The following is a 15,376-nucleotide window of genomic DNA, read 5'->3' on the forward strand; positions in this document are numbered from 1 at the left end:
GGCCCCGGAGTGCGACGCGTACCGGGGCCGAGGGGCGGGGGTCAGCCGCGCTGGTAGGCGCCCGCCGCCAGGCGTTCCAGTACCGGCCGCCAGTCCTCCATCACGCCCGCGTCCAGTCCGACCACCTTGCCCGCGTCGTCGGCCTGCCGCAGGAGCACCGCGGCCGCCGCGTCCGGATCGGCCTCGAACGCGCGGACCTCGGCCCCGTCCATGACCCCGCCCTGCGCCCGCAGCGTCAGCGCGCTCTGCGGGGACAGTGCCCGCTGCGGCTCCACGGCCGCCAGGTACCGCTTCGCCGGCACGTGCAGCCGTACCAGCCGGGCCACCCGATCACCGAGCAGTGGCCGGACCGCGGCCGCCGCGTGGTCGGCGTGCCCGGCGTCGTCACCCGGACGGAGCAGGTGCCCCAAGTCGTGCACCAGGCCCGCGACCTGGAGTTCCTTGTCGAAGGGGTGCGAGCGGCGCAGCAGGGCCGCCGTCTGGAGGCCGTGGTCGTGCAGGTCGACCGGGTCGCCGCTACGGTCGGGGGTGTCCCACGCACCGCGGCAGGCCTCCAGCAGATCCATCAACTGGTCGATGTCGTCGATCCGGGGCACCTCGGACCTGGCCACCGCCGCTCCCTCCGTAGTCCACAGTCCACCGGCCACGCTCGCGCGTCGCACCCCCGAGCAGATCAGCCGCGGTCGACACGCCGTGCTACGACTTACTGAACTCGTGGCGAAAACAAGCGGTCCAGAGCGGATTTTACTCTTCCATCGAGCGGACCCCCGCTCATATGTGTAACCTGATCCGCATGGAGGCCCCACCCGGGCCCCGCTCCACCAAGGCGCCACCGCGTCCGGAAAACCTTTATTTCCCTACTCCGGCGCGCGGACAGCCCGCCGGGTTACGCGACACAAGGGAGTGCGCGGTGACTGAAATGACCAAGCCCGAGCCATCACTGGAGCGCAGCGGACGGGGTGCGACCACCCGGTCCGACGAGCTCGGAAGCCTCGAAGTGTGGGCCCGGTCCGCACCGATCCGCCTGGCGGGGTACGAAGACGACCTGGCGGAACCGCACATCCTGCCCGGTATCGACTAGTCCTCAGGGCTCCAAGCCCCTCAGCCTCCAAGCCCCTCAAGGCCCCAAGCCCCTCAAGGCCCAAGCCCCCACGGCCCGTAGGCCCCATCGGCCCACCGGCCCGACCTGCGCCCCCGCGCCCGAACGGCGACGGGGGCGAGGCATGCGCCGCCCCTCCCGCAGGGCCCCCGCCCGGCCGAAGCGCCCGACCGCGCCCCGGGGCAGTGGAGTTCCCGTACCCCCTACGCCGTGAGCGTCATCGCTGAGGGCGATCATGACTTCCCCCGGACCGCTCCCGCCGTGCAGGCTGACCGGCATGAAACTGCTGATGCTGGGTGGTACCGAATTCGTCGGGCGCGCCATCACCGAAGACGCCCTGGACCGGGGCTGGGAGGTGACCGTCTTCCACCGCGGCCGCCATGCGCCCCCGCCCGGTGCCTCCGCCGTGCTCGGGGACCGCACGACCCCGGAGGGCCTGGCCGGGCTCGCCGAGGGGGAGTGGGACCTGGTCGTCGACACCTGGGGCGGTGCCCCCACCGCCGTGCGCGACAGCGCCCGCCTGCTGGCCGGCCGCGTCGGGCGGTACGTGTACATCTCCAGCCGATCGGTGCACTCCTATCCGGCCCCCGCCGGCCTCGCCGAGGACGGCCCGCTCGTCGAGGGATCGGCCGACGCCGACAGCATCGCCTACGCCGAGGACAAGCGGGGCTCCGAGATCGCGGCCCTCGCCGCCTTCGGGGACCGGGCCCTGCTGGTGCGCGCCGGGCTGATCCTCGGCCCGTACGAGAACGTCGGACGGCTGCCCTGGTGGCTGAACCGCGCCGCCCGCGGCGGCCCGATGATCGCCCCCGGCCCGCGCGAGCTCCCCCTCCAGTACATCGACGTGCGCGACCTCGCGGCCTGGACCCTGGACGCGGCCGAGGCCGGCCGCGGTGGCCCGTACAACCTCGTCTCCGCGGTCGGGCACGCCACGATGGGCAGCTTCCTGGAGGCCTGCGTCGCCACCACGGGCGGTGACGCGGAACTGCGCTGGACCGACCCGGCCGTGCTCCTGGAAGCCGGCGTCCAGCCCTGGACCGAGCTTCCCGTGTGGACCTCGGTGGGCGAGCCGCACGACTACATGTTCGGCGGGGACGTGACCAAGGCCCTGGACGCGGGCCTCAAGTGCCGCCCGGTGGAGGAGACCGTGGCCGACACCTGGGCCTGGCTCCAGACCCTCGGCGGAGTCGCCCCACAGCGCCCCGACCGCCCGGCGCCGGGCCTTGACGCGGCCCGCGAGACGGCGCTACTCGGGCTCTGACCAGGCCGCTTCCGCGAGCCGGGTGGGCGGCAGGTACTCGCGCAGCAGCGTGCGGTGCCACCACGCGCCCGTCTCGCGGAGCTCCCGCCAGGTGGTGAACCGGTAGCGGTACAGCCTGGCCCGCACGTACACGGGCGGGGAGTCCGGGAAGGGGTTGTGCCGCAGCAGCCGCAGCGTGTCCCGGTCGCCCGCCAGCAGCCGCTCCACGAACGGCCCGAACCAGTCCCGGGCGTAGCCGGGGGAGAGCGCCGCGAACCACATCAGCCAGTCCAGGCGCAGATGGTACGGGGCGAACTGCCGCGGCATCCTGCGCAGTTCACCGGGCTTGCCCTTGAAGCCGTACTCGCGCCACGCGCCGTCCTCCCGCGGCGCCCGGTCCGCGGTGCCCTCGACCACCACCTCGTCGCGGATCCGGCCCACCGTGCCGAAGGCCCCGTACGTGTTGACCAGGTGCAGCGGATCGAAGGAGCGGTTCATCACCTGGCGCCGGGAGATCATGTTGGCCACCGGATGCCGGCTCAGCCAGAGCACCAGCGCGGACACCGCGCACACCAGGACCACGTACCAGAGCGGCCCCCCGCGCGAGGCGGCGGCCGGCGGCGGTCCCGCGAGGCCCGTGAAGTCGACGGCGGCCAGGGCCACCGTGATGGTGATCCAGTTCAGCCAGGCGAAATTGCCCGACAGCACCAGCCACAGCTGGGTGGCCACGATGATCCCGGCGGCGTACGAGGCCACCGGCTGCGGGGTGAAGAGCAGCACCGGGACGACCAGTTGGGCCACGTGGTTGGCCGCGCACTCCACCCGGTGCAAGGGCTTCGGCAGATGGTGGAAGAACCAGCTCAGCGGCCCCGGCATCGGCTGCGTCTCGTGGTGGTGGTAGAGGCAGGTGAGCTTGCGCCAGCAGGCGTCGCCCCGCATCTTGATCAGCCCCGCGCCGAACTCCACGCGGAACACCACCCACCGCAGCAGCCACAGCACCAGCACCGGCGGCCCGGCCCGGGCGTTGCCGAGGAAGACCGCGAGGAAGCCCACCTCCAGAAGCAGCGACTCCCAGCCGAAGGAGTACCAGGTCTGCCCCACGTTCACGATCGACAGGTACAGCAGCCACAGCACGGCCCACATCCCCATCGCCGCACCCAGCGGGACCAGGTCCCCGGCGCCCGCCGCGAGCGCCGCCGCGAGCAGGGCGCCGCCCCACGCGCAGCCGGCGAAGAGCCCGTCGGAGTAGCGCAGCTGGAACAGGCTCGGGGCGCGCCGGAAGGGCACGTACCGCACGTAGCGCGGCACGGGCAGCATGCCGTGCGCCCCGATCAGGGCCCGGAACTGCAGGGCGGCCCCGAGGAAGGCGACGAGGTACACGCCGGCCAGGGCCCGCTGGAAGACCAGCCGGGTCAGCCAGTAGCCGGGCGCCGTGAACCAGTCCATCCCCTCCAGTATCCGGCGGATCAGCCGCCGGCGGCCAGCCTGCGCACGGTGCGGCCGAGCAGGCGGGCGTAGCTCCGCTGGAGGAAGGGCACCAGCGGGCCGGCGAGCCGGGTGTACCAGCAGGCCGGGCGGCTGAAGGCGGTCACCTCGAACCACACCGTGCCGTCGGGGTCGAGGTGCACCACGAACGACTCCTCCCCGCTCTCCGGGTGGCCGCTCAGCGTCCCGTACGCGAAACCGGTGCGGGCCGGCTCGTAGATCGTCCGGATCACCCGGCAGGGGGCCTCGATCCGCAGCATGCCGAAGCCGATGCCCACCACCACCCGGATGCCGGGCCGGACCGCGCCGGTGTCCGCCCGGACCAGCATCCCCGACGCGCGATGGGCCCGGAAGGTGGTCACCGCCACTCCTGCGGCCTCGAAGACCTTCCTCCCGTGCCCGATCCGGACCCGGTGGTGCAAGTGGTGGTAGCCGGCGGGCAGCGGCCGGCGCTCCGTCGCACCCCGCTCGGGGTAGCTGAGGGTTTCCCGGCCGGCGCTGACGATCCTGGTCATGGGGTGGTCTCCGATCGGTCCGAGGCCAGCCGGCGCCAGGCCAGCAGCGAGCACAGGGCGAAGCCGAGCGCGTTTCCGAGGCCGTGGGTCGCGGCCATCCAGGTCAAGGTGGGGTGGACGATGCCGGTGGCCTCGCCGGCCGCCCACCACAGGGCGAGCAGCATGGTGGCCACCAGGACCGCGGCCGAGGTCGCGAGCAGCGCGCCGGTGGTCCGGTCGCGTGCGCCGGGCCGGATCTCCCGCCAGGTCAGCAGGGCCACCGTCCACATCCCGGCGGTGAGCACCACCGCCCCCAGCAGCTCGGCCCAGTCGTCGACGAAGTAGCCGATGAGCACGAGCAGGGTGCCGGCGGGGACGCTGTACGCCGCCCAGCGCGCCCGGACTCCGGGCTCCGCGGCCCGGCACACCAGGCCGGCGACCAGGGCGGCCGTGAACCCGGCGAAGTGGAAGTGCGGGACGGTCAGCGCCAGGATGTCGAGGTCGAAGCCGAACAGCCGGTACCCGGCGCGTTCCGCCACCAGGGCGGTCCCGGCGACCGCGGGCGAGACGAGCGCGGTGAACACGGCCACCTCGGCCGGTGCGCGCGCGGCGGTTCCCCCCGCCGAGGTCCCGGGGAGGGCCCGCGCCAGCCGGGCCGGTGCCCCGGCGGCCAGGGCCAGGGCGGCCGCCGCGTAGAGTGCGGCCAGCGCCGTGGCGGGGACTCCGCGCGGCAGCCACAGGCACAGGGCGCCGGGCGCGGCGAGCAGGGGCCAGAGCCGGGCGGTCCGGCGCAGCCCGGACGGGTCGATCAGACGCAGTCCGGCGGGCACGACGTAGAGCATGCCCAGGGTGACGATCAGGTTCACGAGCACCGTCACGACCGACTCCTTTGAACGCGTTCAACTCACGGGGATGACCTTACGGATTTCCTTGAACATGTTCAAGATGCGGTGGCGGGGAACATGCGGCAGACAAGAGAGGGACAACCGGGGCGAAAGGGAGAAACACGTGAGCGACGGGACCGACGTGCACGGACCGACACCTCGTCAGACACCACGCCGTCAGGCGCCACGCCGTCATGCACCGGCCCGGGCGCCCCTCTTCGCGCTCGTCGGCATGCTCGGGCTGCTCGCCACGGCCTGCGGCACGACCGAAGAGCCCCGGGCCGCGGCCGGCCCCGAGAGCCAGGAGCTGTACCTCCTGCCCGTGGGCAGCGCCGGGCCCGACCCCTTCACCAACTCGTCCGCGACGGCCGAGTCGGCCCCCGTTCAGCCCCCGCTCCCCAACGCGTCGGGCAAGGGCATCCGTACCGTCAACGCCGCCACCCCGGGCCTGTACGGCGGAACCCACCGGCTCGGCAGCTGCGACGTGGAGCAACAGGCCGGCTTCCTCGCCGCCGACAACGCCAAGGCCCGCTCCTTCGCCCAGGCCTCCGGCATCGAACAGGCCAACGTCCAGGAATTCCTGCGCGGCCTCACCCCGGTGGTCCTGCGCGCGGACACCCGGCTCACCGGCCACGGCTTCCGCGACGGCCGCGCCGACGACTTCCAGTCGGTGCTCCAGGCCGGCACCGCCGTCCTCGTCGACGGCCACGGGATGCCGCGCGTGCGCTGCGCCGGCGGCAACCCGCTGGCAGCGCCGCGCGCCCCCAAGGGGAGCCCGGCCCTCAAGGGCGACCAGTGGAACGGCTACCAGGCCAACCAGGTCATCGTCATCGAGCCGACCGCCCAGCCGCTGGCCAGGCTGACCATCGTCAACATCGCCAACAACACCTGGATCGAGCGCACGACCGGCGACGACGGCGCCCAGGACAGGACCCCGCGCGCGCTGCCCCCCTTCGACCCGGCCGACGGCATCCCGAGCGGCCCCGCGGCCTCCGGCGGACCCGCGCCGGCGGAGCCGCTGCCGTCCGGGCCGAACCGGCCGAACGTCCCGGTCGCCCCCGACATCCCGTCCGACATCCCCTCCGGGCTTCCCTCGGGGCTTCCCTCCGACGTCCCGAGGGGACCCGCGTCGGACCTCCCGTCCGGTGCGCCCTCCGCGGTCCCGCCCGGTTCCCCGTCCGACGTGCCGCCCGGGGCTCCCTCCGACGTGCCGCCCGGAGCCCCCTCCGACGTGCCGCCCGGGCTCCCGTCCGACATCCCGTCCGACATCCCATCCGACCTGCCGTTCGACATCCCGCCGGACCTCGGCTCGCAGCCGCCCGTCGACCCGGGGCTGCCGACGGGCCCGGACGGCCTGCCGGACCAGGTGGACCCGTACGACCCCTTCACCGTCCCGGACCCCCAGCAGCAGCCCGCCGACCCGGGGAACAATCTGGAGAGCGCCTGACCCCCCGGTGTGTCATGGTGGATCGGTGCCGACCACCGTATCGCTGCCGGACGACTGGCCCGCACACCCGGACCGGTCGCTCTCGCTGAACCGCATGGGCAGCTTCGACTGGGACCTGGTCACCGGGCTCATGCACATGGACGTGGCGGCCCTCGACGTCTTCGACACGTCCGAAGCCGAATACGACGGGCGGCCCTCGTCCCTGTCCCCGCGCGTCCCGCCGGCCGAGGCCACCCGGCTCGACGCGCTCGTCTCCAGCGCCCTCAAGAGCGGCGTGGACAGCTACGGCGCCTACTTCCGGATCCGCTGCCGCGACGGGCGGCTCCGCTGGACGCACACCCAGGGCCGCGTCATGCGCGACCGCGACGGCCGCCCGTACCGGATCATCGGCATCGTCCGGGACGCGACCGAGGAGCTCAGCCATTCGGCGGAACGCCTCGGCCTGGACGAGGAACGGCGCCGCCAGACCTCGGTCGTCGAGAGCACCACCGCCGCCCTCGCCCACGCCCGCACCGTCAGGGACGTCATCGACGTCATCGGCGACGCCCACGGCCTGGAGCGCCTCGGCTCCATGGGCATGGTGATGGGCCTGGTCGAGGCGGGCCGGATCCACCTGGTGGCCGAAGGACCCGTGGGGAGTTTCGTCCCGGGCACCCGCTACACGCGCATCGACGAGCAGTACCCGATGAGCGAGGTCGTACGGTCGCTCCAGCCGAGGTTCCTCGACTCCGCGCAGGAGTTCGCCGACGAGTACCCCGGACTCTGGGCCAAGATCTCGTACATGGACATCTCGGCGGCCGCCTATCTGCCGCTGATCGCCCAGGCCCGGCCGATCGGCGCGATCGGACTGCTGTACCAGGACAAGGACGGCTTCACCCAGGACGAGCGCAACCTGCTCGTCGCCCTCGGCAGCTCCATCGCCCAGAGCCTCCAGCGGGCCATGCTGCTGGAACAGGAACACGACCTGGCGGAGGGCCTCCAGCAGGCGATGCTGCCCCGCCGCATCCCGTCCGTGCCCGGCGCCGACATCGAGGTCCGCTACCGGTCCGCCCGGATGGGCCAGGACATCGGCGGCGACTGGTACGACGTCATCCCGCTGCCCGGCGGCCGGGTCGGCGCGGTCATCGGAGACGTCCAGGGACACGACACCCACGCGGCGGCGGTCATGGGACAACTGCGGATCGTCCTGCGGGCGTACGCCGCCGAGGGGCACTCGCCGGCCACCGTGATGGCACGGGCCTCGGTGTTCCTGCACGAGCTGGACACCGACCGCTTCGCCACCTGCACGTACGTGGAGGCCGACCTGGCCACGGGCGTGCTGCAAGTGGTCCGGGCGGGACACATCGACCCCCTGCTGCGCACCCGCGACGGGGACTGCCGGCGGCTGCCGGTGGAGGGCGGGATGCCGCTGGGGCTCTCGGCGGAGTTCGGCAGGCTGGAGTACGCGGTCACCACCTTGGAACTGGACCCCGGGGAAACGCTTCTGCTGTGCACGGACGGGCTGGTGGAACAGCCCGGGGCCGACCTCGACGACGGCATCCGGCTCCTCACCTCCCTCGTCCGCAGCGGACCCGCGGACCTCGCGCAGCTGGCGGACCGGCTGTGCGAGGTCGTGGACGACCGGGGCGACGACGACATGGCGCTGCTGTTGCTGCGCCGCCAGGCCGACGAGAGCCCGCAGGGCGGCGGGCGGCTCCAGCAGCACGTGGCCCCCGGCGACCCCGAGGCCCTGGTCGCCGCGCGGCACATGATCGGCGCGGCGGTGCGGGCGTGGGGCGCGCGGAGCCGGTCCGACGAGATCGAGCTGGTCGCGGACGAGCTGATCGTCAACGCCCTGATGCACACCGAGGGCCCGGCCATCGTGACCCTGCGGGTCCTGCCCGGACCGCAACGGCGCCTGCGGGTGGAGGTGGAGGACCGCTCCAGCGCGCTGCCCAGGCGCCGGGACGCCGGGGACGCGGGCGTGTCGGGCCGGGGGCTGATGCTGGTGGACCGGCTCGCGGACGTGTGGGGGGTGGAGCCGAGGGGGAGCGGCAAGTGCGTGTGGTGCGAGTTCGTGATGGGGTAGGTGCGCCCCGGGGAGGCGGGTGCTGGGAGGCGGACCCCTGGGAGACCGGGCCTTGGGAGGCCCTGGGATGGGAGGCGGGCCCTGGGAGGCGGGGCCCAGGAGGCGGAGCGGGCCACGGAGAGGCAGGCTGGGAGGATGCCCGAGCTGCCGGAGGTCGAGGCCCTGCGGGAGTTCCTCGACGAGCACCTCACCGGGCGGGTGGTGGAACGCGTCCTCCCGCTCGCCGTCAGCGTGCTCAAGACGTACGACCCTCCCCTCACCGCCCTCGAAGGCCGGCCCGTCGGGCCCGCGGCCCGGTACGGCAAGTTCCTGGCCCTGCCCGTCGGTGAACTCCACCTCGTCACCCACCTGGCCCGGGCCGGCTGGCTGCGCTGGCAGGAGACCCTGCCCGACCGCCCGCCGCGCCCCGGCAAGGGGCCGCTCGCGCTGCGCGTCGTCCTCGAAGGCGGTGGCGGCTTCGACCTCACCGAGGCGGGCACGCAGAAGCGCCTCGCGGTGTACGTGGTCCGCGACCCCCAGGAGATCCCCGGCATCGCCCGGCTCGGGCCCGACCCGCTGGCCGCGGGCTTCGACCGGGACGCGTTCGCCGCGCTGCTCGCGGGGGAGCGGCGGCAGATCAAGGGCGTGCTGCGCGACCAGGGCGTCATCGCCGGGATCGGAAACGCGTACAGCGACGAGATCCTGCACCGGGCCAAGGCATCCCCCTTCAAACTCGCCGCCTCCTTCGACGAGGCCCAGGTGACCTCCCTGTACGAGGCCGTACAGGTCACCCTGTGCGAGGCCGTCGCCCGGGCCCACGGGGTGGCCGCCGGGCAGCTCAAAGCCGAGAAGAAGAGCGGGCTGCGGGTGCACGGCCGGGAAGGGGAGCCGTGCCCGGTGTGCGGGGACACCGTCCGCTCGGTGTCCTTCGCGGACTCCTCGCTCCAGTACTGCCCCACCTGCCAGACCGGCGGCAAGCCGCTCGCGGACCGGCGGCTGTCCCGGCTGCTGAAATAGCCTCCTCGGAGCAAGGGCGGCTGCGTAGACTCCGACACCATGGCCGAGGAGCAGCAGTCGCCGCCCCGGCGGGAGATCGTCACCGGGGTACCGCGTGGCACCCGCCGCAGAGCGCCCGCGCACACGCCGGCCCGGTCCGAGATCTCCGAGCAGACCACCCTCGGCGCCACCTACGTCCGGGCCCTGATGCGCAGCCAGCTGCGGGCCGGCCTGGGCGCGCTGTCCGTCCTCCTGCTGCTGGTGGGGGTGCTGCCGGTGGTGTTCCTGGTGCCGAGCGTGGCGTCGGGCCCGCTGGTCTGGGCGGTGCTGGGCCTGCTCGTGTACCCGGTGATGTGGCTCATCGCCCGGTGGTACGTGACCCGGGCCGAGCGGAACGAGGCCGATTTCACCGGCCTGGTCACGGACCCCGCGGAGGCGCCGGGGCCGCGGCGCCCGGAGTAGCCCCCCGGTCGGCCGCACCCCACACCCCACACCCCACACCCGCACCGCCGCCCCGGCCCGGGCGCCCGCACCCGCCGTGCGCCCGTACCGCCGCGCCTCAGAACAGGTGCATCGCCAGGTGGCCCAGCGGCAGGCCCAGCTGCCAGGCCGGAGTCCAGATGCGGGCGTTCTCGTCCAGCCCCGGCGGGGTGTCGGCGTGGCCGTGCCGGCCGGGGTCGAGGTTGGTGGCGAACAGCTCGGTGTGGTCGAGCCAGCGCCAGGCCGACCGGGCCAGTTCCAGGTCCGCGCCCTCCGCCCCGTCACGTTCCCGGGCCTCCTCGCCCAGCTGGAGGAACCGGGTCTCCACCCAGTCGCGCCAAGGATGTCCGTACGCCGTCAGCGACAGCCACTCGTCGAGCTGCGACACCACCCGGATCCCGGAGAGCTCGCCGGCCGCGTCCGAGAGGTAGATGGTCAGCGCGAGCGTGTCGCGCCCGGCACGGAACTCCAGCGTGCTGACCGGGATCAGCCGGCCCGTGCGCAGCAGCTCGTCCGCGATGTACTCCGCGTAGAGCCATGCCATGGGCACCGCCAGCCCACCGTCACTGGTGCCGTTCATACCCTCGGGCTGCACCGTTCCACCTTCTCCCGCGTGTCGAGCTTCCCGCCGTCAGTCCCGAGCCTTCACCGAGCGGCTCGCGGAGCGGGGGATGTTTACTCAACTTGAACGGTCTGATGCCGATTTCGATGTGCTCCATGTCCGGTCCGTGCACGTTCGGGACGTTCCTTGAGTGGTTCACCGGCGGCCCTCCACCGCCTCCCGGCGCCGCACCACCGGGTCCCCGCCGGGTACGGCCGTGCGCTCAGGCGCCGAGTCCGTACCCCTGGAGCCCCTTCCGCAGGGCGCGCAGGGCGTAGTACGTACGGGATTTGACGGTTCCGGCCGGGATCCCGAGCTCCGCGGCGGCCTCGGCGACCGAGCGGTCCTGGAAGTAGACCTGCATCAGCACCGCCCGGTGCTCCGGGCCCAGGCTGCCCACGGCACGCCGTACGTCGATCGCCGTGACCGAGCCGGCCACCGCGTCCACGGGCGCGGGCGCCTGCTCCAGCCCGTCCGGCTCGACCTCCTGGGGCCGCGAGAGCCGGGCCCGCCGGGCGTCGATCGCGAGCCGCCGGGCGACGGTGAACAGCCAGGGCCGCATGGAGTCGTGGCTGCTCGCCAGTACCTCCGGGTGCTGCCAGGCCCGTACGAGGGTCTCCTGCACGAGGTCCTCGGCGCGCTGGGCGTCCCCTGCCGTGAGGCCGAGCAGGAAACCGAACAGGGCCCGCCCGTGATCGCGCTGGAGTTCGGCGAGCGCCTCGGGATCCGTGCGCTGGAGGGTGGGGGAGGGCGGCACGAGTGGCTCCTTCCGAGGTTCGCCGGCGTCCGCTGGGGAGCCCGCATGAGTCCGAGGACTCACCCTGACCTGCACGGAGCCGCCCGGGAACCGTCCGGCACCGGCGTTGCGCCCAAGCACCCGGGTCATCCGGTGGGCGGCCGCGCCGGGCGGTGAACGGTCGAACGGCGCGGCGAACGGCCATTGGGGTGAGCCGGTGTCCGGCGGGCGGCACCGCTCCTTGACTTGTGGCGTCTTCTTCTATGGATTCGGATCATCGGATAGTCCTACTAATGAGAGTTGGGGCAGATGACCAAGCGCACCCGGCGGGCCCTCGCGCTGCTGTCGACCGTCCTGCTGTCGGCCGTGGTCGCCGGCTGCTCCGCCGCCGAGGACGCCGCCCCCGCCCGGCTCGCGCCGCCCCCGAGCCCGGAGCCGTCCAAGGCCGCCGGGGCGCCGGGCAGGGCGACCGGAGCCGCCGCGAAAGGGTTCACCCTGGTCGCCAGCGGCGACGTACTGCCCCACACCTCCGTCATCCGGCAGGGTGCGGCGGACGCGGGCGGCGACGGGTACGACTTCAAGCCCCTGTTCGCCGGGGTCAAGCCGGTGGTCTCGGCGGCGGACCTGGCCCTCTGCCACATGGAGACCATCTACGGCGAGGACGGTGGGCCCTTCACCGGCTACCCCGCGTTCAAGTCGCCGCCCGAGATCGCCGACGCGCTGAAGGACGCGGGCTACGAAGGCTGTTCCACCGCCTCCAACCACACCCTGGACGACGGCGGGGACGGCCTGAAGCGGACCCTCGACAGATTCGACAAGGTCGGGCTGGGGCACGCCGGATCGGCCCGCACCCAGGCCGAGGCGGCGAAGACCACCCTCTACACGGCGGGCACCGCCAAGGTCGCCCACCTCGCGTACACCTTCGACACCAACGGCTATCCGATGCCGGAGGGACAGCCGTGGGCCGTGAACCTGCTGGAGCCCGAGAAGATCATCGCGGACGCGCGGGCCGCCCGGAAGGCGGGCGCGGACGTGGTGCTGGTCAGCACGCACTGGGGCACGGAATGGCAGACCGAGCCGGACGAGAAACAGCTGTCGCTGGGCAAGGAGCTGACGGCCTCGCAGACCGGCGGCCGGCCCGACATCGACCTGATCCTCGGTACGCACGCGCACATCCCGCAGCCCTACGAGAAGGTCAACGGGACCTGGATCATCTACGGCATGGGCGACCAGGTCGCGGGTGAGATGTACAACTACGAGGGCGCCCGCGACCTGCGCGGCAGCTACGGGTCCATCGGCCGCTTCACCTTCGCCCCGCCGGCGGCGGCCGGGCAGCGGTGGCAGGTCACGAAGGCCGAGTTCATCCCGCAGCTGATGGACAACGACGCGGGCAAGGTGGTCAACCTCGCCGACGGCCTGGCCCGGGACCCGGACCGGGACGACTACCGCACCGCCCACGAGGCCATCACCGAAGCCGTCCTCAGCCGCGGCGCGGCCAAGCAGGGACTGACGGAGGGCAAGTAGCACCTGCGGGCCGGCGGGCCGTGCCCCACGCGGACCCGATCGCCCCCCGCGCGCTCCTCCGCCGGGGTGGTTCCCGGTGGCCCGGTGGGCGCAGTACGGCACGGCTCGCGGGAGCGCGGAGCGGCTGCGGTACCAAGCTGTGCGCTGCTCCCCGCACGCCGCGAAGACGGAGGTCCGTACCCCCATGACCCACGCACACCTGAGAGCGGCGCCGTGGCGCCACCGCCCGGGCAGGAGGGCCGGGGCGCTGGCCGCACTCGGCCTGGCGCTCGTACTCGCGCTGCCCGGCACCGCGCTGGCCGCCCCCGGCGATCCGGATCCCGCCTTCGGGCCCGACGGCCGGGTGACCACCGCCTTCCCCGGGTACACGGAAGGCCACGACATCGTGCGGCAGGCCGACGGCAAGCTGGTCGTGGTGGGCCTGAGCGAGGCCGGCTTCGCGCTCGCCCGGTACAACACCAACGGCAGCCTCGACACCGCCTTCGGCGGTGACGGCATGGTGACCAGCGACTTCGGCGGCGGCGCGCACACGGCCAACGCGGTGGCGATCCAGCCCTCGGACGGGAAGATCGTCGTGGCGGGAACCACCGAGGTGATCGCGGAGGAGGGCGGCGGGTGCTGCTTCTTCTCCGTGGCCCGCTACAACACCGACGGCAGTCTGGACCAGGGCTTCGGCGACGGCGGCCTGGTACGGGTCGACGAGTTCGGCGGGTCCGCGGACGGCGCCGACATCGCGGTACAGCCCGACGGCAAGATCATCGCGGCGGGCAAGGGCGGTGGCGGCGGCTTCGCGCTGGTCCGCCTCAATGCCGACGGGAGCCTGGACCCGGGCCTCGGCGGCGACGGCGCGGTGGTCGCGGGCTTCACGCCGACCTCGCCCCAGGACGCCGGCGGCATCGCGCGCGGCATGGCGCTCCAGCCGGACGGGAAGATCGTCTCGGTCGGCTACGTGGGCAACACCGCCTTCGACATCGGCGTGGCCCGCTACAACACCAACGGCAGCCTCGACACCACCTTCAGCGGTGACGGCATGGTGACCGCCGACTTCGGCGGCACCGAGTTCGGCAACGACGTGGCGGTGCAGCCGGACGGAAAGATCGTCGCCGCGGGTTCCGGCGGCGCCGGCGTCGCCCTCCTGCGCTACAACGCCAACGGCAGCCCCGACACCGGCTTCGGCACCGGCGGGCGCACCACGGTCAACTTCCCCGGCGACGGCGGAACCGCGAACGCCGTGGCGCTCCAGCAGAACGGCAAGATCGTCGTCGCCGGCCAGGCCGACGACCCCAACAGCTCCGAGGCGAACGACTTCGGCGTGGCCCGCTTCAACCCCAACGGCACCGTCGACACCGGCTTCGGCGGCGACGGCTTCGTGGTCACCGGCTTCGCGGACTTCGACGAGGCCCGCGGGGTGCTCGTACAGCCGGACGGCAAGATCGTCGCGGCCGGCTACGGGGCGGGCTTCGCCTTCGCCCTCGCCCGCTACGAGGGCGGCGACGGGACGACCCCGCCGCCGGCGCGGTCCGACCTGTCGGTGACGAAGACCGGTACGGCCGCCGTGAGCATCGGCGACCGTGCCTCGTACACGGTGACGGTCTCCAACTCCGCGTCCTCCACGGCCACCGCGACCGGCGTGACGCTGTCGGAAACGCTCACCGGAGCGGGCGTGACCCTCACCTCGGCCGCCCCCTCGCAGGGCACCTGCACGACCACCGCGACGGGGGCCGGCTGCGCCCTCGGCTCCCTGGCCCCGGGGGCCAGCGCGACGGTCACGGTGACGGCCGAACCCCGGTCCACCGGCACGCTCACCAACACCGCCGCCGTCAGCGCCACCCAGCAGGACCCGGTGACCTCCGACAACACGGCCACCGCCACCACCTCGGTGAACAACGCCCGCGGCTGCACGATCATCGGCACCAGCGGCGCGGACACCCTGACCGGCGGCTTCAGCAACGACGTGATCTGCGCCCTCGGCGGCAACGACACCGTGCGCGCGAGCTACGGCAACGACACCGTCCACGGGGGCTACGGCAACGACAACCTCGACGGCGGTTACGGCGACGACACCCTGAACGGCGGCCCGGGCAACGACACCCTGACCGGCTACTTCGGCAACGACCGCCTCACCACCACCGACGCCGTCCCGGCCAACGACACCGCCGACGGCGGCTTCGGCACCGACACCTGCACCACCGACCCGGGCGACACCCGCATCAGCTGCCCCTGACCCGCCCCCGTCCGAGAGCCGTCGCCGCCCTTACAGCACTGGCTAGTAGCAGTCCATGCGCGATCCGTCGGTCGACGCCTCGGCGAACACGTGGAACCAGGTCCGGGGCACGGAGCCGG

General features: G+C 73.5%; 14 protein-coding genes. 8 read left to right on the forward strand and 6 right to left on the reverse strand.

Annotated features, from left to right (window positions below; genetic code table 11):
- Nucleotides 1-41 precede the first annotated feature (41 nt).
- Entirely contained in the window at nucleotides 42-566 is a 525-nt protein-coding gene (locus tag ACZ4TG_RS16710) for an HD domain-containing protein (RefSeq protein ID WP_468163464.1), read from the reverse strand.
- 344 nt (nucleotides 567-910) lie between these two features.
- On the opposite strand from ACZ4TG_RS16710, the gene ACZ4TG_RS16715 reads away from it, so the two are divergent.
- Nucleotides 911-1,081 carry a hypothetical protein gene (locus ACZ4TG_RS16715; RefSeq protein ID WP_468163481.1) on the forward strand — a complete coding sequence of 57 codons (171 nt, stop codon included), beginning with the start codon at nucleotides 911-913 and terminating at the stop codon, nucleotides 1,079-1,081.
- 295 nt (nucleotides 1,082-1,376) lie between these two features.
- Nucleotides 1,377-2,360, forward strand: a complete 984-nt coding sequence (locus ACZ4TG_RS16720; protein WP_468163196.1) for an NAD-dependent epimerase/dehydratase family protein — start codon at nucleotides 1,377-1,379, stop codon at nucleotides 2,358-2,360.
- Here ACZ4TG_RS16720 and ACZ4TG_RS16725 read toward each other — a convergent pair.
- Genes ACZ4TG_RS16725 through ACZ4TG_RS16735 form a run of 3 tightly spaced genes read right to left on the reverse strand, consistent with a single transcriptional unit; the run spans nucleotide 2,346 to nucleotide 5,196 of the window.
- Entirely contained in the window at nucleotides 2,346-3,785 is a 1,440-nt protein-coding gene (locus tag ACZ4TG_RS16725) for a lipase maturation factor family protein (RefSeq protein ID WP_468163198.1), read from the reverse strand. The two genes, ACZ4TG_RS16720 and ACZ4TG_RS16725, sit on opposite strands and share 15 nt — an antisense overlap.
- 20 nt (nucleotides 3,786-3,805) lie before the next feature.
- Nucleotides 3,806-4,339 carry a DUF1990 family protein gene (locus ACZ4TG_RS16730; RefSeq protein ID WP_468163200.1) on the reverse strand — a complete coding sequence of 178 codons (534 nt, stop codon included), beginning with the start codon at nucleotides 4,337-4,339 and terminating at the stop codon, nucleotides 3,806-3,808.
- Nucleotides 4,336-5,196 (reverse strand): YndJ family protein, encoded by an 861-nt coding sequence (locus ACZ4TG_RS16735; RefSeq protein WP_468163202.1) that lies wholly within the window; start codon nucleotides 5,194-5,196, stop codon nucleotides 4,336-4,338. The genes ACZ4TG_RS16730 and ACZ4TG_RS16735 overlap by 4 nt, the downstream gene beginning before the upstream one ends.
- Nucleotides 5,197-5,326: 130 nt before the next feature.
- Here ACZ4TG_RS16735 and ACZ4TG_RS16740 point away from each other — a divergent pair, with 130 nt between their 5' ends.
- The 4 genes from ACZ4TG_RS16740 to ACZ4TG_RS16755 all read left to right on the forward strand — a co-directional run bounded on the left by ACZ4TG_RS16740 (nucleotide 5,327) and on the right by ACZ4TG_RS16755 (nucleotide 10,154).
- Nucleotides 5,327-6,649: a DUF6777 domain-containing protein gene (locus tag ACZ4TG_RS16740; protein ID WP_468163204.1), complete on the forward strand. Its 1,323-nt coding sequence runs from the start codon at nucleotides 5,327-5,329 to the stop codon at nucleotides 6,647-6,649.
- Between the two features lie 7 nt (nucleotides 6,650-6,656).
- On the forward strand, nucleotides 6,657-8,717 hold the full coding sequence (locus ACZ4TG_RS16745; RefSeq protein ID WP_468163206.1) for a SpoIIE family protein phosphatase: 2,061 nt from the start codon (nucleotides 6,657-6,659) through the stop codon (nucleotides 8,715-8,717).
- A gap of 135 nt (nucleotides 8,718-8,852) precedes the next feature.
- Entirely contained in the window at nucleotides 8,853-9,713 is an 861-nt protein-coding gene (locus ACZ4TG_RS16750; protein WP_468163208.1) for an Fpg/Nei family DNA glycosylase, read from the forward strand.
- Nucleotides 9,714-9,752: 39 nt separating this feature from the next.
- Entirely contained in the window at nucleotides 9,753-10,154 is a 402-nt protein-coding gene (locus tag ACZ4TG_RS16755; protein ID WP_468163210.1) for a hypothetical protein, read from the forward strand.
- A gap of 97 nt (nucleotides 10,155-10,251) precedes the next feature.
- On the opposite strand, the gene ACZ4TG_RS16760 is transcribed toward ACZ4TG_RS16755, so the two are convergent.
- Together ACZ4TG_RS16760 and ACZ4TG_RS16765 are read right to left on the reverse strand one after the other, a co-directional pair.
- Nucleotides 10,252-10,752, reverse strand: coding sequence for a hypothetical protein (locus tag ACZ4TG_RS16760; protein ID WP_468163466.1), 501 nt, complete (start codon nucleotides 10,750-10,752; stop codon nucleotides 10,252-10,254).
- Nucleotides 10,753-10,996: 244 nt separating this feature from the next.
- On the reverse strand, nucleotides 10,997-11,530 hold the full coding sequence (locus ACZ4TG_RS16765; RefSeq protein WP_468163212.1) for a sigma-70 family RNA polymerase sigma factor: 534 nt from the start codon (nucleotides 11,528-11,530) through the stop codon (nucleotides 10,997-10,999).
- Nucleotides 11,531-11,818: 288 nt separating this feature from the next.
- Here ACZ4TG_RS16765 and ACZ4TG_RS16770 point away from each other — a divergent pair, with 288 nt between their 5' ends.
- Nucleotides 11,819-13,033: a CapA family protein gene (locus ACZ4TG_RS16770; RefSeq protein WP_468163214.1), complete on the forward strand. Its 1,215-nt coding sequence runs from the start codon at nucleotides 11,819-11,821 to the stop codon at nucleotides 13,031-13,033.
- 184 nt (nucleotides 13,034-13,217) lie between these two features.
- Complete coding sequence (locus ACZ4TG_RS16775) at nucleotides 13,218-15,257, forward strand: calcium-binding protein (RefSeq protein ID WP_468163216.1); 2,040 nt, start codon at nucleotides 13,218-13,220, stop codon at nucleotides 15,255-15,257.
- The last annotated feature ends 119 nt before the right edge of the window (nucleotides 15,258-15,376 follow it).

Source organism: Streptomyces sp. NPDC028314 (assembly GCF_055565795.1).